This window comes from Phaeobacter sp. JH20_02, assembly GCF_048056915.1.
Taxonomy (GTDB): Bacteria; Pseudomonadota; Alphaproteobacteria; order Rhodobacterales; family Rhodobacteraceae; genus Phaeobacter; species Phaeobacter bryozoorum.
This window is the reverse complement of sequence record NZ_JAYMVP010000028.1, coordinates 301,766-323,137: the sequence shown is the minus strand read 5'-3', so window position 1 is coordinate 323,137 and position 21,372 is coordinate 301,766. Positions and strand designations below refer to the sequence as shown.

Annotated in this window: 25 protein-coding genes and 1 tRNA gene; 5 read left to right on the top strand and 21 right to left on the bottom strand. The window is 61.1% G+C overall.

Features of this window, described 5'->3' with window-relative positions; all coding sequences use genetic code 11:
- Nucleotides 1-207 precede the first annotated feature (207 nt).
- Nucleotides 208-933 (top strand): DUF1223 domain-containing protein, encoded by a 726-nt coding sequence (locus VWY34_RS15640; protein WP_416546115.1) that lies wholly within the window; start codon nt 208-210, stop codon nt 931-933.
- A gap of 89 nt (nt 934-1,022) precedes the next feature.
- Here the strand turns inward: VWY34_RS15640 and VWY34_RS15635 are convergent, their stop codons facing one another.
- From VWY34_RS15635 to VWY34_RS15615, 5 genes are all read right to left on the bottom strand, one after another.
- Nucleotides 1,023-1,958 (bottom strand): lysophospholipid acyltransferase family protein, encoded by a 936-nt coding sequence (locus VWY34_RS15635; protein ID WP_416534177.1) that lies wholly within the window; start codon nt 1,956-1,958, stop codon nt 1,023-1,025.
- Nucleotides 1,959-2,127: 169 nt separating this feature from the next.
- A complete protein-coding gene (locus VWY34_RS15630; protein WP_416540043.1) occupies nt 2,128-3,327 on the bottom strand; it encodes a flagellar motor switch protein FliG in 1,200 nt (399 codons plus the stop codon).
- A gap of 76 nt (nt 3,328-3,403) precedes the next feature.
- Nucleotides 3,404-4,021, bottom strand: a complete 618-nt coding sequence (locus VWY34_RS15625; RefSeq protein WP_416546113.1) for a tetratricopeptide repeat protein — start codon at nt 4,019-4,021, stop codon at nt 3,404-3,406.
- Between the two features lie 168 nt (nt 4,022-4,189).
- Complete coding sequence (gene purB / locus VWY34_RS15620; protein WP_416546111.1) at nt 4,190-5,494, bottom strand: adenylosuccinate lyase; 1,305 nt, start codon at nt 5,492-5,494, stop codon at nt 4,190-4,192.
- 255 nt (nt 5,495-5,749) lie between these two features.
- Nucleotides 5,750-7,000 carry an alpha/beta fold hydrolase gene (locus tag VWY34_RS15615; protein WP_416546109.1) on the bottom strand — a complete coding sequence of 417 codons (1,251 nt, stop codon included), beginning with the start codon at nt 6,998-7,000 and terminating at the stop codon, nt 5,750-5,752.
- Nucleotides 7,001-7,170: 170 nt separating this feature from the next.
- Here VWY34_RS15615 and VWY34_RS15610 point away from each other — a divergent pair, with 170 nt between their 5' ends.
- Nucleotides 7,171-7,656: an NUDIX hydrolase gene (locus VWY34_RS15610; RefSeq protein WP_416546476.1), complete on the top strand. Its 486-nt coding sequence runs from the start codon at nt 7,171-7,173 to the stop codon at nt 7,654-7,656.
- A gap of 90 nt (nt 7,657-7,746) precedes the next feature.
- Here VWY34_RS15610 and dddP read toward each other — a convergent pair whose 3' ends face one another.
- Complete coding sequence (dddP, locus tag VWY34_RS15605) at nt 7,747-9,099, bottom strand: dimethylsulfonioproprionate lyase DddP (RefSeq protein WP_416546107.1); 1,353 nt, start codon at nt 9,097-9,099, stop codon at nt 7,747-7,749.
- A 148-nt stretch (nt 9,100-9,247) separates the two neighbouring features.
- Here dddP and VWY34_RS15600 point away from each other — a divergent pair, with 148 nt between their 5' ends.
- On the top strand, nt 9,248-10,021 hold the full coding sequence (locus VWY34_RS15600) for a heme-dependent oxidative N-demethylase family protein (RefSeq protein ID WP_416546105.1): 774 nt from the start codon (nt 9,248-9,250) through the stop codon (nt 10,019-10,021).
- A 13-nt stretch (nt 10,022-10,034) separates the two neighbouring features.
- Here VWY34_RS15600 and VWY34_RS15595 read toward each other — a convergent pair whose 3' ends face one another.
- The 4 genes from VWY34_RS15595 to VWY34_RS15580 form a co-directional block, all read right to left on the bottom strand.
- Nucleotides 10,035-11,036, bottom strand: a complete 1,002-nt coding sequence (locus VWY34_RS15595) for a hypothetical protein (RefSeq protein ID WP_416546103.1) — start codon at nt 11,034-11,036, stop codon at nt 10,035-10,037.
- A gap of 330 nt (nt 11,037-11,366) precedes the next feature.
- Complete coding sequence (locus tag VWY34_RS15590) at nt 11,367-11,537, bottom strand: hypothetical protein (RefSeq protein WP_416538911.1); 171 nt, start codon at nt 11,535-11,537, stop codon at nt 11,367-11,369.
- A 206-nt stretch (nt 11,538-11,743) separates the two neighbouring features.
- Nucleotides 11,744-13,150: a type I glutamate--ammonia ligase gene (gene glnA, locus VWY34_RS15585; RefSeq protein ID WP_340545814.1), complete on the bottom strand. Its 1,407-nt coding sequence runs from the start codon at nt 13,148-13,150 to the stop codon at nt 11,744-11,746.
- A gap of 92 nt (nt 13,151-13,242) precedes the next feature.
- Nucleotides 13,243-13,581 carry a P-II family nitrogen regulator gene (locus VWY34_RS15580; protein WP_014874894.1) on the bottom strand — a complete coding sequence of 113 codons (339 nt, stop codon included), beginning with the start codon at nt 13,579-13,581 and terminating at the stop codon, nt 13,243-13,245.
- A 195-nt stretch (nt 13,582-13,776) separates the two neighbouring features.
- Here VWY34_RS15580 and VWY34_RS15575 point away from each other — a divergent pair, with 195 nt between their 5' ends.
- Nucleotides 13,777-15,477: an NAD(P)H-hydrate dehydratase gene (locus VWY34_RS15575; RefSeq protein ID WP_416546101.1), complete on the top strand. Its 1,701-nt coding sequence runs from the start codon at nt 13,777-13,779 to the stop codon at nt 15,475-15,477.
- Nucleotides 15,478-15,589: 112 nt separating this feature from the next.
- A tRNA-Leu gene (locus tag VWY34_RS15570) sits at nt 15,590-15,674 on the top strand.
- A gap of 67 nt (nt 15,675-15,741) precedes the next feature.
- On the opposite strand, the gene VWY34_RS15565 is transcribed toward VWY34_RS15570, so the two are convergent.
- The 11 genes from VWY34_RS15565 to VWY34_RS15515 form a co-directional block, all read right to left on the bottom strand.
- Nucleotides 15,742-15,948, bottom strand: coding sequence for a hypothetical protein (locus tag VWY34_RS15565; RefSeq protein ID WP_416537056.1), 207 nt, complete (start codon nt 15,946-15,948; stop codon nt 15,742-15,744).
- A 172-nt stretch (nt 15,949-16,120) separates the two neighbouring features.
- Complete coding sequence (locus tag VWY34_RS15560; protein WP_416551679.1) at nt 16,121-16,294, bottom strand: hypothetical protein; 174 nt, start codon at nt 16,292-16,294, stop codon at nt 16,121-16,123.
- On the bottom strand, nt 16,294-16,605 hold the full coding sequence (locus VWY34_RS15555) for a hypothetical protein (RefSeq protein WP_416551677.1): 312 nt from the start codon (nt 16,603-16,605) through the stop codon (nt 16,294-16,296). Before VWY34_RS15555 ends, VWY34_RS15560 begins: the two co-directional genes overlap by 1 nt.
- A gap of 2 nt (nt 16,606-16,607) precedes the next feature.
- A complete protein-coding gene (locus VWY34_RS15550; RefSeq protein ID WP_416547649.1) occupies nt 16,608-17,117 on the bottom strand; it encodes a hypothetical protein in 510 nt (169 codons plus the stop codon).
- A 530-nt stretch (nt 17,118-17,647) separates the two neighbouring features.
- The gene (locus VWY34_RS15545) at nt 17,648-18,067 is read right to left on the bottom strand and encodes a hypothetical protein (RefSeq protein ID WP_416547647.1); all 420 of its coding nucleotides are present in this window, start codon (nt 18,065-18,067) and stop codon (nt 17,648-17,650) included.
- Nucleotides 18,060-18,707, bottom strand: coding sequence for an HNH endonuclease signature motif containing protein (locus tag VWY34_RS15540; protein WP_416558596.1), 648 nt, complete (start codon nt 18,705-18,707; stop codon nt 18,060-18,062). The genes VWY34_RS15545 and VWY34_RS15540 overlap by 8 nt, the downstream gene beginning before the upstream one ends.
- A complete protein-coding gene (locus VWY34_RS15535) occupies nt 18,704-18,943 on the bottom strand; it encodes a hypothetical protein (RefSeq protein WP_416558595.1) in 240 nt (79 codons plus the stop codon). Before VWY34_RS15535 ends, VWY34_RS15540 begins: the two co-directional genes overlap by 4 nt.
- A gap of 56 nt (nt 18,944-18,999) precedes the next feature.
- Complete coding sequence (locus VWY34_RS15530; RefSeq protein ID WP_416558594.1) at nt 19,000-20,013, bottom strand: hypothetical protein; 1,014 nt, start codon at nt 20,011-20,013, stop codon at nt 19,000-19,002.
- 74 nt (nt 20,014-20,087) lie between these two features.
- On the bottom strand, nt 20,088-20,471 hold the full coding sequence (locus VWY34_RS15525) for a helix-turn-helix domain-containing protein (protein WP_416558593.1): 384 nt from the start codon (nt 20,469-20,471) through the stop codon (nt 20,088-20,090).
- Nucleotides 20,472-20,614: 143 nt separating this feature from the next.
- A complete protein-coding gene (locus VWY34_RS15520; protein WP_416558592.1) occupies nt 20,615-20,929 on the bottom strand; it encodes a hypothetical protein in 315 nt (104 codons plus the stop codon).
- 16 nt (nt 20,930-20,945) lie between these two features.
- The gene (locus VWY34_RS15515; protein ID WP_416558591.1) at nt 20,946-21,263 is read right to left on the bottom strand and encodes a hypothetical protein; all 318 of its coding nucleotides are present in this window, start codon (nt 21,261-21,263) and stop codon (nt 20,946-20,948) included.
- Nucleotides 21,264-21,372: the final 109 nt, after the last annotated feature.

The following is a 21,372-nucleotide window of genomic DNA, read 5'->3' as shown; positions in this document are numbered from 1 at the left end:
TACCGGCTATCTGCAACAGGTCGGGCGTGCATTCAATAGCTGAAACGCCGCAGGCAGCATTTTTGTATGCAATAGTACACAAAATTTGCGCCAAGGTGGAATTTTCACCCTAAACAGCACCGCGCACGGGCGTCTCAAGAATGATTGATTGGTCATTTCAGGCTCAGCCCGCTAGATCCATAAGCCAGAGCAAAAAGGGTATCTTGTATGAAATGGGTCGCATCGCTTTTTCTGGCCGTGTGGATGACGCTGCCAACCGGGGCTGCCGCGCAGAGCGCTGGCGCGGCCACCGATTTGGTGGTGGTGGAGCTGTTCACCTCGCAGGGGTGCTCCTCCTGTCCGCCTGCTGATGCGCTGCTGCGGCAGCTGACGGCGCGGCCTGATGTGCTGCCGTTGGCGCTGCATGTGGATTACTGGGATTATATCGGCTGGAAAGATCAGTTCGCCGATCCCGCCCACACCCGCCGCCAGAAAGGATACGCCCACGTCGGCGGGCGCCAGATGGTCTATACCCCGCAGATGATCGTCAATGGTCAGGACGATGTTGTCGGCGCCAATGCGATGGAGCTGACCGAGGTTATCGCCAGCCATCAGACCCGGCCCAGCCAGGTGTCGATCCGCATTGATGGCAGCGCCGCTGATGGCATCGCTGTCGCGTTGCGCCGGGCGGATACCGCGCCGGTTCTGTCCGGGCCGATCTCGGTGCAGCTGGTGCGTTATGCGCCGCTGAAAACCGTGGATATCTCACGCGGGGAGCTGGCGGGCCGTCGGTTGGATTACGCCAATGTCGTCGAACAGATCGACCGCGTGGCGGATTGGGACGGGCAGGGCACGCTGGAGCTGACTGTGACGCTGACCGATGCCCGCCCGGCCGCGCTGCTGGTACAGCAGGCGCCCTATGGTGCGATCCTGGCCGCAGCCAGGCTGAACTGAGACAGGTTGAACTGAGACAGGCTGAAGTGGGCCGGGCAAACCTGAGCCAGGCCAGACGAAGACCGCACACCGCAGCACCCCGGGCAGGCTCAGGTCGCGTCCGGTTTCCGGTCTGCCGGTGTGGGTTTCGGGATCGGCACATAGGGTTTCCACCGCCGGTGGATCCAGAACCATTGCCCCATATGTTGCCGCACCAGTTCCTCCAGCCGTTTGCAGACGGTGGTGGTCATGGTGACAGGATCCGATGGGGCGATTTCTTCCTGCACGATGATCTCGAAATCCAGCCCGTTGGGCTGGCGAATGGCGTAGACCGGGATCATCGCAGCCTTGTATTTCAGCGCCAGTTCGGCTGGCACGATGGAGGTCACGGCGGGTTCGCCGAAGAAGTCGATATTGACCCCGCCATGGGCATGCAGATCCGCCACGATGGCAATGATGCCCCCCTGTTTCAGGTGGCGAACCATCTCCATCATGCCGCGTTTGCCCTGTTCAAACATCGGTTTGCCGGTCTTTTCAATGGCGCGCACATAGTGGTCGTTGAAATAGGGATTGGCCATCCGACGATAGAGCGCCCCCATGGCAAAGCCGCGCTTGATCAGATTGGCGCGCGCGGCGTCGTAATTGCCGAAATGGCCGGTGACCAGAATGACCGGACGCCCTTCGGCGCGGGCGCGTTCCAGCGCCGCCAGACCGGGGCCGGAGACCGGCGCCGCCCAGGCGCGCTCCAGAAACGGTTGCCCGGCGTAGAGTTCCGCCACCACGCGCCCGACATTGTCGCTGACCTCATCGCAGAGACGCGCCACCTCCGCCTCCGGCAATTCGGGGCAGGTCAGCGCGAGATTGTCACGCACCCGTTTGTGAAACCCGGCCAGCGGTGCAGCCTTGCGCATCACCCAGCCCATCGCCGGAATGCGTTTGTCATAGGGGATCAGACCCAGCGCGCCGATGATCGCGCGCAGCGCCAGATTGCTGGCGTAGTAGCTGGCGCGGCGGCCTGGGGACAGGGTGGAGGGATCAACGGGCATGTCCGGTCGGCCTGCAATTGAGGAAAGCAAAATCAGCCGCGACCATAAACGGCGGCGCCAACAGGCACAAGCAACCGACCCCGTGATCGGCAACGCAGCTCTTGGCCATACGTCCGCTCAGATCCGGTGGACGCGGCCCTGGGCCGCGCCGCCGTTGCGGGCGCTGAGATCAGTCCTCTTCGTCCTCGTCAGTGGCGCGCAGCTCGATCTCGCCGGAATTCACCAGCTCTCGCAATGCGTTGACGATCGTGCCCATGGCACCTTCTCCAACGCTGCGCTTGACCTTGCCCCGTTCGGCCACTTCCTCGCGGATGTTGTTGGCCATCCGGCTGGACATATTGGCCAGCATGAATTCGCTGGATTCCACATCGTCCTCGTCGGTGGCAAAGGCGATGGCGGTGACCAGATCCTGCTGCGCCAGAACGCGCGCGATCTTGGGCACATCGACGGGGCTGACGCGCTGTGAGATCAGAGCATAGGTGAAGATCGATTTGCGGACGTCACCGGCGAATTCCTCGTCTTCCTCATCCAGCGCGGTCAGCACCTCGTCACGTTTGCCCGCTGCCGCCTGGGTCAGGATGGCCCCCATGCGCTGGCCCGGCGTCTCTTCAAAGGCGACCTCGGGCCGCGCCTCGATCTGCGCGGCGAGGGACAGGCCAATGCGATCCACTGTATCCGGGGTCACGGCGGCGGTCTGACTGACGGCATAGGTGATGCGGCGGGCCACGGGACCGGGCAGGTGGATCAGCATCTGCGCCGCCTTGGTGGTGTCGAGTTTGGACAGAAGGACAGCGGCGACCTCGGTGCTTTCGGCCTGAGCCAGCTCCGCCAGCTCCTCTGGCGGCAAGGCGCGCAGACGCTCCCACGGGTCGCCAAACTGGCGCACGCCGGCCTCCTTGCGCAGGCGGCTGGCCGTCTGGCGGCTGATCTTGCCCTCCATCGCGGAGAGCGCACCAGCCAGACCATTGGGAAAGGAGAGGCCGACGTTGTCGAGCATTTCGGCAAATTCCCCGGCCACCTCATGCAGGGTGGTGCGGTCGATCAGCCCCATGCGGCCCATCTGCTGGGTCAATTCGATCTGCAAATCGTCCGGCAGCGATTCCAGCGGGATATCGGCCCCTTCGTTCAGCAGCAGGCGGACCACAATGGCGGCTTTGGCCTTGCCGCTCAGTTTGGATTTGGCGGCGGGCATACCACCGCCCATTGCGGGCATATCCAGCGCACCGCCACCCATGCCGCCCATCCCCATATCGCCGCCGCCGAAATCGCCGCCGAAATCCATCCCGCCAAGCGGAGCCGGGGCGGAGAAATCGCCAAAGTCATCTGAGGAGGCCGCCATGGGAAGCGCCAAAGCATTTTCATTCTGCATTTATGAGCCCTAGCCAAAAAGATTCTCTTTCTGTTGTCTCCAATCTAGGGCGCAAGCCGTAAAGAAATGCTGAAAATCAATAGCTTTGCGTCTGTCCCGACAAAAGCGCCTCGCGCAGCGAGACCTCGGCCCAGCTGCCACTGCCGCCTGCGGCGCGGATCAGTTTCCACTGCTCCAGCGCAAGACCGTATTTTCCTTCAGCTACAAACCCTTGCCCCATGTAAGACCGCGCCAGATGGTTCTGTGGATCCAGCGCAATGGCACGAGTGTAATAGGACATGGCCTGGTCCCGATAGCCCTGCTTACGATAGGTAAAGCCCCAATAGGTCAGCACCCGGCTATCCATCTGGTCAGGCATCGCCGCCAGCACCGCCTGCGCGTCGCCATAGCGCCCGGCATAGGCGAGTTCGCGCACGGCGTCATACATTTCATCCGGGTCGAGCGAGGAGTGTTTGGGCGCGACGCAGCGCTGTTTCTGATCGTCCCAGACCTTGGCGCCCTTGCAGGTCTTGGTGGTGTTGGTGGGCTTTGGCGCGGCGCTGTCATCGCTCCCTGCCGCCAATGACTGGCCTGCAAAGCCGGTGGCAAAAGCAGCCGAGAGCGCCAGCGCAGGCAGCGCGGCACAGCTGGCCCGCAGCACCGATGCGGGCAGAGAGCGGGCGAAGAGGGCGGTTCGTGTCGGGATGGCAGGCATGGGATTGTCCTTTTGTCGCGCGCGCCGCGGATCTGCGGCCTGAGGTGTCTTCACCTTAGAGGGTGGACCACAGGGGCGGGATAACAAGACAGTGAGCGCAGCGGCACGAAAAAGGCCGCCCTGCGTGTGGCAGAGCGGCCTGTGCAATCACAGAGATCACAGGTTGGCTTAGTCGCCAAACACCCGGGCAAAAATCGTGTCGACGTGTTTGGTGTGATAGCCCATGTCGAATTTCTCGTTGATCGCCTCTTCGCCAAGGGCGGCAACCACATCAGCATCCGCCAGCAGCAGCTCGCGGAAATCAACACGATCTTCCCAGACCTTCAGGGCGTTGCGCTGCACCATGGAATAGGCGTCCTCGCGGCTGACACCCGCCTGCGTCAGCGCCAGCAGCACCCGCTGCGACATAACGAGGCCGGGGAATTTGTTCATGTTGTCCAGCATGTTCTCAGGGAAGACCAGCATCTTGTCGATGACGCCGGCCAGACGGTTGAGCGCAAAATCCAGGGTCACGGTCGCATCCGGGCCGATGCCGCGCTCCACCGAGGAGTGCGAGATATCGCGCTCATGCCACAGCGCCACGTTTTCCATCGCCGGGATCACCGCCATCCGCACCAGGCGCGCAAGGCCGGTGAGGTTTTCGGTCAGAACCGGGTTCTTCTTGTGCGGCATTGCCGAGGAGCCTTTCTGGCCCATCGAGAAGAATTCGGCGCCTTCCAGCACCTCGGTGCGCTGCATGTGGCGGATTTCCACTGCGATATTCTCGATCGACGACGCGATGACGCCGAGCGTGGCAAAGAACATTGCATGACGGTCGCGCGGGATCACCTGTGTGGAGATCGGCTCGGGGCTGAGGCCGAGCTGCTCGCAGACATGTTCTTCAACACGGGGGTCGATATTGGCAAAGGTGCCAACCGCGCCGGAAATTGCGCCGGTGGCGACTTCGGCGCGGGCATTTTGAAGACGCTGCTTGTTGCGGTCCATTTCGGCATAGAAACGGGCAAAAGTCAGACCCATGGTGGTCGGCTCGGCGTGGATGCCATGGGAGCGGCCGACGCGCACAGTGTCCTTGTGCTCCAGCGCGCGTTTCTTCAGCGCGGCGAGCACCTTGTCGACGCCTCCGAGCAGGATGTCGGCGGCACGCACCAGCTGCACATTGAGGCAGGTGTCCAGCACGTCCGAAGATGTCATGCCCTGATGTACAAAGCGCGCTTCCTCGGAGCCGACATGTTCGGCCAGATGGGTCAGAAAGGCGATGACGTCATGTTTGGTCACGGCCTCGATCTCGTCGATGCGGGCGACGTCGAATTCCACGTCCTTGGCTTTCCATACCGCGTCGGCGTTCTCGCGCGGGATCACGCCGAGGTTCGCCATGGCTTCGCAGGCATGTGCCTCGATTTCGTACCAGATCTTGAATTTGGTTTCCGGCGACCAGATGGCAACCATTTCAGGACGGGAATAGCGGGGGATCATGGGCAGCAGCACCTTATTGTAGCAGGGCAGAAGGGAAGCGGATGATGCCGCGCGTCTTAGAGCAGCGCGCCTCACAGGGCAAGGGCGCGGAGCCAGCCCGCGACAGAAAGCGCCCGATTTCAGCTGTCTTATGTCCCGCATCCGGCGCATCGGTGCGTTTTGCGCCACTGATAGGGAGGCAGACGGCATCCGTTACGGGGCCGGCAGCCAGCGGCGACATCCGCCCGCCCAACAAATGCCGCCGTCAGCGCAGGGTCAGAACGGCAGATGTGCCGGATCCACCTCAACCTCCGCCTGATCCAGCCGCGTCGTCACCTTGGCGCCATGTTCCAGCGTGCGATGCACCGGACAGCGGTCGGCGATATCCATCAGCTTGGCGCGTTGATCTGCGCTTAGGGGGCCGGTCAGATAGATCACGCGGGTAAACTGGTCGATCTGCGCCGGACCCGAGGGCAGGGCATCCTGCGCATGGACCTTGTCATGGCAGACATCGACGCTGACGCCTTCCAGCGGCCAGCCCTTGCGCCGGGCATACATGCGGATGGTCATGGAGGTACAGGCGCCGAGACCGGCGGCGATAAACCCATAGGGTGTCATGCCACGATTGCTGCCGCCATAGGCCAGCGGTTCATCGGCGTAGGTGTGATGACGGGGGCCGGACTGGATATCCTGCAAAAAGCCGTTCGGATCCGCTTCGGTGACGCGCAGCACGCCTTCGGGGGCACCGGGGGGCGGAGCAGGCGGCGACAGGTCGATATAGCGCCCGGCCCAGGCGGCGATGAGGTCAGCGGCATATTCGGCATCACGGGGACGCGAAATCAGGTGGTCGGCATCGTCCAGCGTGACAAAGCTCTTGGGGTGTCTGGCCGCCATGAACAGCTCTGCTGCATTGTCGATGCTGACGGTGGCATCCAGCGGCGCATGCATCACCAGAAGCGCGGCATCCAGATCAGCAACGGCGCTGGTCAGCGCCTCGCTGCGGATGTCGTCGACGAATTGCTTGCGGATCAGGAACGGGCGGTCGGCAAGGCAGACCTCGGCCGCACCTTCGGTCTCAATCTGCTCCAGCGCCTCGCCAAACTGATGCGCCACATGGGCCGGATCGGAGGGCGCGCCAAGCGTCACCACGCCACGCACCGACGGCAGGCCTGCACGGGCGCGCAGCACCGCAGCGCCGCCCAGCGAATGACCGATCAGCAGCGCAGGCGCCAGCCCGCGCCCCGCCAGATATTGTCCCGCTGCCACCAGATCGGCGACATTTGAGCTGAAGTTGGTATTGGAAAACTCGCCATCGGAATGACCCAGACCGGTGAAATCAAACCGCAGGACGGCAATTCCCATCGCCGCCAGACGGGCCGAGATACGCCGCGCCGCCGGGATGTCCTTGGAACAGGTGAAACAATGCGCAAACAGCGCCGTTGACAGGATCGGCCCTTCGGGTAGATCCAGTCGCGCAGCCAGCTGGTCACCGGAGTGACCGGAAAAGGAAATGCGTTCGGTGGGCATAGGAATGGCCTTTATCTGGGGGTCGCCCTAAGGTGCGGCGACAGCCGGGCAGGTACAAGCCATCAGGCCCCGACGTCACGGGAAGGTGAGGGATATTGACAACAAATACGACCCTGGATCACTGCGCGGGGATCGGCGCATTCACCCCGCTGGATGCGCGTGACCGGCAGATGTGGCAGCGCCTGACCACGTTTTGCGCGCGCGAGCCAAGGGCGTTTGAACGGGATCCGGCAATCGGCCATGTGACCGGATCCGCCTTTGTGCTGTCGCAGGATCTCTCTGCGGTGCTGCTCACCCATCATGCCAAACTGGACCGGTGGTTACAGTTGGGCGGACATTGCGACGGCATCGCCGATGCAGGGTTCACCGCCTGGAAAGAGGCCTATGAGGAAAGCGGGCTCAGCCGGATCAGCCGTATTGGGGAGCAGGTGTTCGACATCGACATTCACGAAATCCCGGCCAATGGCCGCGAAGCGGCGCATCTGCACTACGATGTGCGCTACCTGTTTCGGGCCGAGGCAGGCGAAATCCGGGCCACTACGGAATCAAAGGCGCTGGCCTGGGTGCCGCTGGCAGAGCTGTCGCAATATAGTTCCGCGCCCAGTGTGCTGATCCTGAAAGATAAACTCGCCCGGTGGCAAAGCGGAGGCACCTGACGGCGCCTCAGGTTCAGCGGTCTCTCCCGCAGCGGGGAAGCGCCCGCCAGTGGGCGCTCTGCCCAGGCTCTTTGCGCGACGCCCTGCGGGTCACTTCCCGCCCGCCGTGCCCATCAACGCCGGATCGAACGGGTAGGTGGTGAGGTTCTCATAGCCGGTTTCGGTAATCAGCACCTGATCCTCCAGCTTGATCGAGAAATCGCCGCCTTCGGGGCTGACCAGTGCCTCGACACAGAGCACCATGCCCGGCTCGAGCTCATAGTCGAAAGCGCCCTCGACCATTTGATCGGGATAGGCGACCAGCGGCCATTCATCACAGAGCCCGACACCGTGCATCATGCAGCCGTATTTCTGTTTCTGGAACTGAGCATCCAGCAGATGGCAGCTGCGCGACAGCTCCTGCAGATTCACGCCCGGTTTCAGCATCTCCATATTGCTGCGGATGTGCTCAACCCCGTGCTGCATCGCATAGATCATATCGGCAGGCGGCGCGCGGTCGCCGATCCACCAGCTGCGCGAGATGTCGATACAGATCCCGTAGGAGCCGACCAGATCGGTGTCAAAGCTGATGATTTCGTTGTTCTGGATGACGCGTCCGCCGCATTCCTGAAACCACGGGTTGGTGCGCGGGCCAGAGGTCAGCAACCGGGTTTCGATCCATTCGCCACCCCGGCGGATGTTTTCGGCGTGCAGCACTGCCCAGACGTCATCTTCGCTGATCTGACCGCCGGGGATGGCGCTGCGGGCATAGCGCTCCATCGCGGCGACAGCTGTTTCACAGGCGTGATTGGCGCAGCGCATAGCGCTGATCTCATCGGGGCCTTTCACTGCGCGGCATTTCTCGGTCAGCTCCTCGCCGGGGAAGACCTCCAGCCCCTGTGCTTCGAGCGCGCGCAGCCCGTGCAGCATGATCTTGTCCACCGCGATCCGCCTGTTGCCGCCGCTGTGGGCGCGCAACAGCTCACGCACCTCATTGGCAAAGACATCCGCCGCCACATCCACCTTGTCGCCGCGATCAAAGTAGAACAGATCCGCCCCGGCGCGCTGTTCGCGCACCAGCGGGTTGAATTCGCTGAGGAAAGGCGCCTGTTTGTAGTCCCACATCACCATGTAGCCGTCAGCGCAGATCAAGAGTGCGCGAAACGGGTTATGGGTGTTCCACAGCTGCATATTGGTGGAGTCGGTGGCGTAGCGGATGTTCATCGGGTCAAACACCAGGAGGCCGCCGTAGTCGCGATCGTTGATGAACCGGGTCAGCCGCTCCCAGCGGTAGCGGCGCATCGCCTGAAGATCAGGCAGCTGCAACCCTGCGGCGGCCCATTCGCGATAGGCCAGTTGGGTGGGGCCGATCTCGACCCGGTCCTGATCGTTGGGCGTATTGTCGCCAAGGGTGGCGCCGCGCGTGGGATCAATCTTGCGGGTGTCGCGGTAGTGCTCGTTCATCTCCGGCTCCATCTCTGGACAGATCTGTCCAAAGTGGCGCGGGGCTTGCGCCGGTGTCGCTGCCAAATACGACTGTTCGGACGGTCGTTTTCAGGCTGATGCGCAAGCTGGCGGATGAAATGGCAGGCTTTGCTTGCTACAAGGTGGCATGAATGAGATTCTGCAAACCCGCCTGCCGTATAATCCCCTGGAAGAGCGCAAGCTGCCCGGCATCCAGCCGCTGGCGCCAGAAGACTGGCTCTATTTCGATGCCGCCTTCGCCGCGCAGATGACGGAGCGGGAGCGGCTGCTGACAACTCAGCGGGCGGAGGTTCTGCAATGCGGGCCGGGGGCGATGCCCGCTGCCTGCGAGTTGCTGGAGGCGGTTCTGGCGCAGCTCTACCCGGAGGCTGCGCCGTCTCGGCCAGGCCATGTGCTCCGGCCTGACGGGGTGCAGGTGCAGCTGGTCTGGGAGGATCCCCTCGGCACGCTGGGGCGGATCGCGCAGCAGGATTTCTGCATTTTGGAAAAACCGCAGGGGGCGGATGAGCATGTGCTGACCGGGGCGGTGCTGTGCTTCCCGGCGAACTGGACCCTGGCGGAGAAATACCTGCGTCCGCTGATCGCCATCCATGCGCCTGTCGACAGCTATGATGCGGGCATTGCGGCGCGGGTGCAGCGGCTGTTTGACGGGGTCCAGCAGGGCCGTCCGATGTGGCGGTTCAATGCGCTGTGGTACGCCGATCCCACATTGCATCAGCCGCGCCGGGTCAGCGGGGATCGTCCACGTCCGGCGGCGGATGACGCCGGGTATCTGCGCAGCGAACGGCAGACGATTCTGCGGCTGCCGCGCAGTCGCGCGGTTGTTTTCAGCATCCACACGAGCGTGCTGGCCCGTGCGGATGTCTTGGCCCAATGGGGGGCACCGGCTGCATCGGCCTAGAGCGGGTGCGGCTCTAGAAGGCGATGGCAGCCGAGCTTTGCAGGGCCAGCAGCGCAGTTGCGCCACAGATGATATGCAGATGGCCGCGCAGCTGCGGGCTGTGCAGAATATGGGCCACCGCCGAGAGCATACGCGGCGGCACTGCCGCCAGCAGACCACCGATCCGGGCCATGTCGTAGTGGGCAGCCCGCGGATGTTGCAGGATGGCCTTGGTGCGTGCCCGCGCCCTGTTACGCGCCTCGATGGCGTGGCGACCGGTGGCGCGGAGTTCCGATGAGTCGAGCATGGCCGCGCAATGTTCGGCAAGCTGTGCAGCGGTGACATCGACCGGCTCGAAACAGGCCCGGCCGCGCAGCCGTCCCTGGGGTCGTTGTTTGGGATCGGCTGCGGATTGCGACGCGTCCGGCGCAGCGATCTGCGGCGCAATAACGGCGGAGGTGTCAGCCGCGGCGTCTGTCGGCGCGGTCACTGGTGATACGGTCAGCAACACCTCCGGCGGTACGGTTGCAGTCCCGTCTGCTGACCCGTCTAGCGGGGTGGGCATAGCCGCCTCGGAGGGTGTTTCGACCTCTGCAGCGTCCGAAAACGCACCAAGAAAGGCCGCCCGGGTCAGCGTGACGGGGGTGTCCAGCCAATCCACCGTCGCCACCTCAAGCTCTTCTGTCAGGCGGCGCAGGACCACCGCCAGCAGCAGCTCGCTCAGCTCGGCGTCGCAATGGTCAGGATGGTTCGGGATAAGCGTCACATTCAGCGCGCTGCGCAGCCGCGTCTCGGTGCAGTCCGCATCGGCGCTGTTGGCCCGCGTCGGCTTGATCGGATGGCGCAGATAGCGCAGTTCAATGCGATAATGATCGCACTCAAGCAGGATCAGATTGGGGCTGCGGGATCGGAACTGCCGCACGGCGTGACCATATTCCTCCAGCGTATCGACCACCGAGGCCGAGCTGCTGGACAAGGCCTCCGGGTGTCGGGCCTCAAAGCCGAGCTTGCCTTTGTACTGAACTGACTGTGTCACCGTCGGGATCCTCCGCTCAGATGTTTCAACAATTAAGTTAAAATTTGAAATGGTGGAAAGTGAGGCGGCGACAGGCGATTGGTAAAATAATCCTTAGGTTATTTGAATGCGTCGATGACTCTAGCTATCATTTTGAAAATGTTGATATTTATTGCCAGTCGACCTGCTGTCACGCGACGAATGGGGCGAAACATGGGCGGGGAATGGTCACATTGATGCCGCAGCGATTGCCAATCGCCGCCAATCACTCGCAGTGTTTCCGATCAGTTGACGTAAGGGGAGCGTGTCAGCGGCGGGGGTGGCCGGAATCCGGTATGACGCGGGCCGCCGCTAAGCAAGGCCAAGTATGAAACGGGCAACATACCACCCGGTCAGCGCGAGCAAAGCCCAGCCCGTCGCCGCCAGCAGCGCGCGTGAGATGCGATTTGGCCGGTAGGCCGCAAAAAGGCAGATGAGCGCCACGATCGGCATGGCGATGGGCAGTAGAACAGCAAGGATCATGCGGCGATGGAGACCGAGCGGCGGGGGGATGTCAAATCAAAAGTCGCCCCGTTGGGCCTGCACGCAATATCGCGTCGGCGGAGCGCCATGATCATATGTCGCAGCCACCCACATCTGACGAGGACGACGGCGAGCTGAGCTGCTGCGGCGCATATGAAAAAGGCGCCCCCCGAAGGGAGCGCCCAGTCAGCCTGCGTGATCGGGGATCAGCAGCTGTAGTACATGCCGTATTCCACCGGATGCGGGGTGTGTTCGTAGGTTTCCACCTCTTCCATCTTGAGGGCGATATAGCCTTCGATCTGGTCCTTGGTGAACACGTCGCCCTGCAACAGGAAGTCATGGTCGGCCGCCAGCGATTCCAGCGCTTCGCGCAGGCTGCCGCAGACGGTGGGGATGCCGGCCAGCTCTTCTGCGGGCAGGTCGTAGAGGTTCTTGTCCATGGCTTCGCCCGGATCAATCTTGTTCTTGATCCCGTCAAGGCCGGCCATCAGCAGGGCGGAGAAGGCCAGGTAGGGGTTTGCGGCCGGATCTGGGAAACGGGCTTCGACGCGCTTGGCCTTCGGGCTCTCGGTCCATGGGATCCGCACGCAGCCGGAGCGGTTGCGGGCGGAATAGGCGCGCAGAACCGGGGCCTCAAAGCCGGGGATCAGGCGCTTGTAGGAGTTGGTCGAGGGGTTGGTGAACGCGTTCAGGGTCTTGGCGTGCTTCAGGATGCCACCAATGAAATACAGCGCTTCCTGGCTGAGATCGGCATATTTGTCGCCCGCGAACAGCGGCTTGCCGTCCTTCCAGATCGACATGTTCACATGCATGCCGGTGCCGTTGTCGCCATAGATCGGCTTCGGCATGAAGGTTGCGGATTTACCGTAGGCATGTGCCACGTTGTGGATCACATATTTGTATTTCTGCAGCTCGTCGGCCTGTTTGGTCAGGCTGTCAAAGATCAGGCCCAGCTCGTGCTGGCACGAGGCCACCTCGTGATGGTGCTTGTCCACCTTCATGCCAAGACGCTTCATGGTCGAGAGCATTTCGGAGCGCAGGTCCTGGGCTTCGTCGATTGGGTTCACCGGGAAATAGCCGCCCTTCAGACCCGGACGGTGGCCCATGTTGCCCATTTCATATTCGGTATCGGTGTTCCAGGAGGCGTCGGTGGCGTCGACCTCGAAGGAGACTTTGTTGATGGTGTTGGAGAAGCGCACATCATCGAACAGGAAGAATTCTGCCTCGGGGCCCATATAGGCCACATCGCCGATGCCGGAGGATTTCAGATAGGCCTCTGCCTTCTGCGCGGTGCCGCGCGGATCGCGGGGGTAGGCTTCGCCGGTATCGGGCTCAACCACGGAGCAATGGATGCAGATGGTCTTTTCGGCATAGAACGGATCGACATAGGCCGAGCTGGTGTCGAGGATCAGTTTCATGTCGGAGTTTTCGATCGACTTCCAGCCGGCGATGGAGGAGCCATCGAACATGAAGCCCTCTTCGAGGAAATCTTCATCCACCAGGTCGACGTCCACGGTCACGTGCTGGAGCTTGCCCCGCACATCGGTGAAACGGATGTCGACATAGGCGGCATCTTCGTCTTTGATCATCTTCAGAACTGCGTCTGCGCTCATTTCCAATGGTCCTTCTGATCTTTTTGTCTTGAGAGTGTCCGGGCTGGCCTGCCGCGCGGCGACAGGGACAGCCGAGTATTATGTGGTCAGGCTCAGAGCGCGTCCGAACCGGTTTCCCCGGTGCGGATGCGGATTGCCTGCTCAACGGGCGAGACAAAGATTTTGCCGTCGCCGATCTTGTCGGTCTTGGCTGCTGCCACAATCGCCTCGATGGCGGCATCAACCTGATCATCGTCCAGAACCACCTCGATTTTCACCTTCGGCAGGAAATCGACGACATATTCGGCGCCACGGTAGAGCTCGGTATGACCTTTCTGACGGCCAAACCCCTTGACCTCGATCACCGAAAGACCCTGTACGCCCACGTCCTGCAAGGCTTCTTTCACCTCGTCGAGTTTGAACGGCTTGATGATGGCTTCGATCTTTTTCATCGGGGTGACTCCTCGCAACCTTGTCGAGAGAGGTCAGATCACTTCTACTGAGCCGCGACAACAAGAGCTGCAAGCGCTGCGGCGAAACTGCGCAGGATTTCATCGGATGTGCCTAAAAATTAGGCAGTGCGCCCGTTTTATGCGCAGTTCTGAATCCGCGTCACCGTTTGCTGCCCCAATCGAGAGGTCAAAGGAATGAGCGAATTGCTGACCGCTGCCCAGATGCGCGCCATTGAACAGTCCGCCATCGGCTCTGGCGAGGTCACCGGTCTGGAGCTGATGGAGCGGGCAGGGCGGGGCGTGGTCGAGGCCATTTTCGAGGAATGGCCGGAGCTGGCGGGGCCTGCGGCTAGCCAAATGGGGGGCGCTGCCCCCCGGCCTGCGGCCTCCCCCCGGGATATTTCTGGCCAGAAGAACGGTGCCGAAGGACCCTACCGTGCCGTGGTACTCTGCGGGCCGGGCAACAATGGCGGCGACGGTTTTGTTGTGGCGCGACTGTTGAAGCAGCGCGGCTGGGAGGTGGAGGTGTTCCTTTATGGAGACCCGGACAAGCTGCCGACGGATGCGCGGGTGAATTATGAGCGGTGGTGGGAGCTGGGAACAGTCGTTCCATATGTCGACACTGGGAGTGGCGCATTTGCACTGGATCCTGCAAAGCACCGGGAAAACACTCTTCTTGTTGATGCGCTGTTTGGAACTGGACTTACGCGGCCGGTCGAGACGTTCAATTCGTTTGGCCGGCTAACCGAGATAACCGAGTGGCGTCTGTCAGAAAGCTCCAGAACGGGTGCTTTCCCGGCGCCCCGCGTGGTCTCAATTGACCTACCCAGCGGGGCGTGCACGGACTCGGGCAAACTGCTGCTTAGTAAGGAACCGGCACGGGAATTTGAGGCAATCCGCGCTGATCTCACGGTGACCTTTCACAGCCGGAAGTTGGCGCATGTCCTGGCAGATGGACCCGAGCAGTCAGGCAGGGTCGTGGTAAAAAGCATCGGCCTGAAAACAGGGCAAGGTGCCGCAACTGGCGGCGTCGTGACCTCGGTTGCGCCACAGATAATGTCGAAGCGAAGCGGTCATCACAAATACACCCACGGCCACGCCCTCATCCTCTCCGGCGGACATGGTCGAACCGGTGCCGCGCGTCTTGCCGCCCGCGGAGCGCTTCGCATCGGGGCAGGGCTGGTGACCGTCGGCTCGCCGCGATCGGCGATGATGGAAAATGCCAGTCAGCTGACGGCGATCATGCTGCGGCAGATCGACGGCGCGCATGGGGTCAGCGAGCTTCTGGAGGACAAGCGGTTCAATGCGGTCTGCCTTGGCCCCGGATTGGGGCGCGGGGCCGACACCCAGGCGGTGGTCATGGCGGTGCTGAAGGAAAAACGCGCCACTGTTCTGGACGCAGATGCGCTCACAAGGTTCGAGCTGAAACCCGACGTCCTGTTTGAGGCCCTGCACGACACCTGCGTGATCACGCCCCATGGCGGCGAGTTTGCCCGGCTGTTCCCGGATATCGCAGAAAAACTGGCAGCACCCGCCACCTCCGGTCCCGCCTATTCCAAAGTCGACGCCACCCGTGAGGCGGCCAGACGCGCGGGCTGCGTGGTGCTGTTCAAGGGGCCCGATACGGTGATCGCCGCGCCGGACGGGCGCTGCTCGGTCAATTCCGCCCATTACGAGCGCTCCGCGCCCTGGCTGGCCACCGCCGGGTCGGGCGATGTGCTGGCAGGCTTCATCACCGGGCTGCTGGCGCGCGGGTTTTCCCCGATGCAGGCGTCCGAGACCGCCGCCTATATTCACGTCGAATGCGGGCTGGAATTCGGCCCCGGGCTGATTGCCGAGGATCTGCCCGAGCAGATCCCTCGCGTGTTGCGCAGGCTTGAGGGGCGAACCGGATAGCCGGGGCAGGGCGCGGGTGAAAAAGTTGCGCCCGAACCGCGCTTTCCCTTTTGCATCCGTCAAAAAGCTTTGCTATTGAGCGCTTCACGGTGGCTGTGACCACCGACAGGATGCGGGTGTGGCGAAATTGGTAGACGCACCAGATTTAGGTTCTGGCGCCGCAAGGCGTGGGGGTTCAAGTCCCTCCACCCGCACCAATCACCCCTTGATATTGCTGGATAATTTTCCAGTTTTAGGGTTTTGGCCCCCACTCTGGCCCCCGCTTTATTGTTCGCTGGGGGCCTGAAATAGCCCGTCGATCTGGGCCACGGAATAGACCGGGCGCGACCCTTCGAAGGGGGTGCTGGGCGTGATCTTGCCGTGCCGCACCATGCGATAGAACTTGTCGCGGCCAAACGGCCAGCGCGGGGAATTGATGGCCTGCGTTGCGGTCACATACTTCACTTCGTCGGTGATGATCTGATCTGCCATCATGTGCCCCCTCTGCAATCTGCTCTTTCATAGGATATCTGATGTACGATGTCGCGTTCAGGGGGCGCTTCGCAGAGCTGCCCCCGCCGGTACTGGTAGGCGATATCAACAATACTAATCGCAGTGTGGACCATGCCGATAACAGCCCAAAACCACAGGTTTCCTCTCGACATCAGGTGTCCTCCGAAACATTCGGCACGTCCCGCCATTCCTCGAATGGCTCGCGATCTCGCCTGCCTTTCCATTTCTGTTGCAGGCGGCGTTCCGTTTTTGAGGGCCAATACCAGCGGAGTTCACTTGTTGCGCTCTCGTCTGTTGCTAGGTAGATATCGGGGGTGTGATCCATCAGGTGTCCTCCTTAGCCAGGGCAGCGCGGACGTGCTTGCAGCCTGCAATATCGCACTCAGGGCAAACGTAGATAGCACCGGATACTTTCGCGCGCAGGATTGCGTTGGCCTCCCGCAGCCTCTCCACTTCCTCTTGCAGGTCGGCCGTCTTCGGGTTGGGGTTGATGCAGTCAAACCAACGTTCGCAATCGTCCAGAGCGCGTTCAGCGGCTTCAATGTCGTGTTCAGTGCGGATCGCCTTACGAAGACGCGCGAAGTCCTTGAGCATTGTCTCCGCGCGCGCATGGTGGATGAAGTCCTGTGCTTCCATCCTCAATCCTCCAGTGCTGCTTTGATGTACGAGTCAATTGCTGGATAAAAAATATCGTCAATGAGGTGGTGGCCCATCTCAGTGTCAAGTCCGCCTTTCCTAATTCCCTCTAGCATTAACCCCATCGCTTTCCTCGCTACCTTCACCCCATCCGCGCTTTCACGGGCGGCGTTTGTCGGTTCCTCAAAGACAAGTTTGAGGTATGCTTTCTTCCCGTCTTCAACCAAAACGCCTCCGTAACATACGTCCTCCCTTACAGGATCTTCGACCGGATTTTGGACGCTACCGATTAGCTCAAATAGCATCTCCTTTAGCCGTCTATGAACATCGGCGTCCTCCGCGCTTTCACGGGCTTGGCGGTAGGCGGTGAGGGAATTGATCCACTCAGTGTCGAACCAGTCCAGCATTCTGATCGGGTCTTCTTCATCCCACTCAATTGTTCGTTTGGCTTCCTCTTCAATAAGCCGCATCTGTTCCGCCAGCGCATCCGCTGCTTTAATCAGGTTGGTCATTGGGGGTCTCCTACTGTGTCCTTATGCGGTTTCACGGTTTCAGGCTCAGCAACGGCAGCCACCGAGATGCAGCGCTTTTGCGCGAGATTTCCCGCACATCAGGCAATTGCCCGGCCCCACCTCCCGACGGCGCGCGCTTAAGCCGTCGTCGTGGTGCGTGATTAAGGCTTCGCAGTTCGGGCATCGATCAGTTCCGATTGCCGCAATGCCGCAGCAAGCAGTGAACGGGGTGCTGTTGAAAGCGTTCGCCGTGTGCGTCGATGTGAATTGGTCACGCCTTTTACCCCGCGTTTCTGCGCGAAGATTGGTTTCATCATCAGCGAGTGTTTCGCGCTCCACGTCTCTTTCGGCCTTCCACTCCGCAGCGCTGTCGAACCCACACTCACTGCAAACCAAACCAGAGTTTTCACATGCGGAGCATGGCGCGCTTAAATGGCAGGAGCAGCCTTCAACTTGCCCAACATCCATTGTGCCCAAGCAGCCATTTTCAGGGCACGGGTCGCCCGGCTCTAAGTGTTCGAAATCAACCATCACCCTTCCCCCTCAGTGCTGGTGGACTTGAGGGCGGCGCGGCAGTAATCGCGGATCATTTTCGCGACCCCGCGCACGTCCTTATCTACGACCTGGTTGCTTTCGACCGCCCCACGGATGGCGTCAGCGTGACGGCCTGCCCGCTCGATAACTTCCTGTGCCGCCTGTAGCTGGGAGCGGAGGGCGTCGCGTTCGGATAGGAGTTCTTGGACACGCTTGTGCCAATCAACGGGCGGCTCATCCTTTTCCCATTGGATCGCCTGCACGGTTTGCGCGATGTCGCGCAGCGTGTCAGCATCGTTGGTGCTGCCCAAGTAAACCCGGTCGCCTTCATCTTCCAAAGCATCAACAATGTTTGATACTTGGTCATGAAACCGAATTGACAGCGCCAGCACCGCCTCTTTGCTTGTGTCAGTCATGGTTTTCCCCCGGCTTCACCTGTTTCACCACGTGGCTGAGCTGGGCGACCGCGAGGATGGTGGGGCGCAGTTCAGGCTCTGCCCTGTCATACTTTGGGAGCTTCCCGGACTTCCCGCCGTTTAGTCTGGGAAGGAGCGCCCGGGGGATCAGAATCCAGTTCTCAGGGTCCGTGTTTGTCTTGTTGCCATCGCGGCACTTAAGGCACATGCCTTCCGGCACGGGGCCGTGGGCTTTCTCCCAAAGATAGCGATGCTTTAGGACATAACGGCGTTCGTACCCCGTGTGCGGGTTGCGCTCATCGATGCTGATCTCGACATACCCATCCTTCGACACTCTCTCGTGGCCGAGGTGGTTGGCATTGTGTGGGAGGTTGCCCTTCTTGAACTGGGTGCGCGCACTGTTTGGGTTGAAAGGCATCTTCTTGCCTTTATTGTGCGGCTTCTGGCCCGCCTGGAACTGTCCAGTACGCCCGGTCTTCCAGCCCTTTCGTTTCCGCAGGGCGTGTAAATTGTTGGCCGAAACATCCTGACGTTTGAAGCGCTCCTGGAATGCGCGGTGGTATTCGCTGATCACCATTCCCCGGTTGGCCTCAAGCCAAGCCAGCTCCTGCGCAGTGTATTTGATGGCGTGACCTTTCATGCCTCTGACTTTCCGAGCTGGGGGAGGTGGGGCAGAACGGCGTATCCGTGTTCAGCAAATAGTTTCGCGGCTTTCAGCTGTAGGTCAGCGTTGCCTACGATCTGATCGGAGAGCGATACGATTGCCTCAGTCCTTTTGACCTCACCCTCGATCTGCTCGCTGGTCAGGTTTTCCTCGGACAGCCGTTCAAGCTGGGCAAAGAGGTGATTATTCAGGTCGGACAGCTTGTTTTTCATGACGTAGTTCTCCGTTCAGACACTCAGCAACTGGGTCGCGGTGGCGGCTGAATAAATCAGGCGGCTTTATCAAAACGGACGTGTTGGCCGTCTGGTGTGACAAGGGAAAGGACATGTGGAACGCGGCGGACCTCGGATTCTGCCTCTTCGCAGGTATAGCGACCGGCCCGGTTCGCGTCGGTCGAATAGCCACAGCAATTCGGACCGTAGTAGGCGTCTTTCTTCCGAGACCAAATTCGGTAGACTGGCTGATCGCCGAACAGGACCAGATGCAGCTCGTGGGCGCGTAGGAAGTCCGATCGAGCGATTGCAGCAGAGATCAGGCTTTCGAGTTTGGCTCGGCGTGCTCTTGTGTTCCGCTTGCGGCGCAGATCGTCTGGCTGATTAGAGAACAGCCTAGAGCAGGCCATGTTGGTCAGTTCGTAGGGTGATACCTTGACCCACCACATGTTGTTCAAATTGTAGAACGCCTGCCCGCGGCGCAGGCGGCCATCCGGGCCTGCGAACCAAACTACCTCCCCATGCTCAAGGAGGCGTCCATCGGCGCTCTTGCGATTGTAGTCGGCATGCCAGTTCGGATGCCCGAGTTCGGGGTCCGTGTGAGTGCACTCGTCGTACTTCTGAGCAAGCTTCTCGTCTGCGCTTTTGGGCTCGTGGGATCGGTCTTTGATGGCAGTTACGAAATTGTCCTGCAGCCAAGAAAGGAGCTTTGATCGTTCGAGGATGAAGCTTTTTTGATCAAGGAAAGGCATCCTCTTGAACTTGTCGAAGTCATAACGGCGGCCGTTGCGGTTATCTTGCCGCGCGATTGATGACCAGATTTCGAGCTCCACGCATCTCCCAGCAGTCTGAATATGCGCGCGCAGATTGCCTTTCGCTGCTTGACGGGTGTTTGGGCTCAAAGACGCCCAGTTCCGTTTGGTCTCCGGATCTTTATGGGCGGTCCAGCCTCGATCGCGCAGCAGTAGGATAAGGCCGCCGTAAACCTCCTCCTTGAAGGACGGGTCGTTGGGGTCCTCCTGCCAGATTCCGATGTGTGAATCGTACAGGTTTATTTCCAGCTTTCTCATTGGCGAGCGAGCTCCTGAGTTCGGGGCCTTGTGTAGACGCGCTGGGCGCGATGCCAGCATGGTGAGGGTTGGGATTATTCAGCGGCGATGGCTGCGGCGTTGCCTGGCATATCGCCGTTGAGGCCAACCAGCCCTGCGGCGACGACATTGAGAGCTGCTTTCCCCATTGGGCTTGCGGCCCGGTGCGCCCGCACGATCTTGATCTCATCGGAGTTCAATTCGTGGTCGGCGTCAGGTGTGGCGTCTTCTGTGGGAAAGAAATCCGACGTTTTTGCTTCAAGGTGATTGGCGATCATCCAGAGGCGGGACGCGCTCACCCGGTTTGCGCCAGTTTCATACTTCTGGATCTGCTGAAACTTGATACCCACGGCGTTTGCGAGCTCTTGCTGCGAAATCCCTGCCAGGAGACGAGCTTGGCGGATCTGTTTTCCAACGTGGATGTCGATGGGATGAGGCATAGCGATGTTCCTTTGATCTATCTGCACTTGGGCGCGGCCGGTTGCCGTGAGTGGGTGTTGCCGCGCCCAGTGGAGCGGGACTGCCCGCGTTGTTCAAAAGGGGCCGGGGCCTTAGCCCCAGCCAGTTCTTGCGTCAGCAGGTTTCAGGCTTCGGCAAGGGGGGAGTGTTCAGGAAGTGGCGGCTGGCCGTTGTAGGGGCAATCGTGGCGCCAGTCCGTCGCGCGCCGCGCCGGGTCAAGGTTGCAGCGGACGCGAGCAGCCCGGATCCAGCTGGAGATCGCTGCATTCACATCAGGGCCGGTTCCCTCGATGCCAAGCATCTCGATCTGCCAGCCACTGCCGCCCTCGTAGATCGCCGGTGATACCTTGCCTCCGTTGGTCCGGATCAGAGTCCGGCGGCCAAAGCAGGAGCGGTGCTCCAGATCTAGGGCAGCGGCGTGGATTTCTTGGTGGGTCACGGGCGATGCCATGGTGCTACTGCCGCACAACATGGGCGGGCAGCTTGTTGATGAGCCAGCCTGCCAAAAGGGTTGGCGTCCTACGAGGGCGCGCCACCGTGTCCAGTTGCTCTGCCAGTCGATAGGCGAGCAGCTCACCTGCCATTTCTGGAAGCATATGCCGGGCCATGGCCGCCAACTCTTCATCGGTGCAGGTGGCCAAAGATGTCACGGGATCATTGCCCGCCATGGCGCGCAGCTGGCCGTCTGAAACCAAACTTTCTGAGGGTACGTTCTTCATTGCGATTCTCCCTTGGTTGAGGAGAACCTTAATTTGGCATTTGCCAAACTGCAAGCCAATAATTGGCAAATGCCAATTTCCCTATGTGACGTACGGTATCGCAGCAAGGCGTTTATCGTAGTCAGCCTAAGCGCGCAGGTGCAATCCTCCATCATCCAGTGCG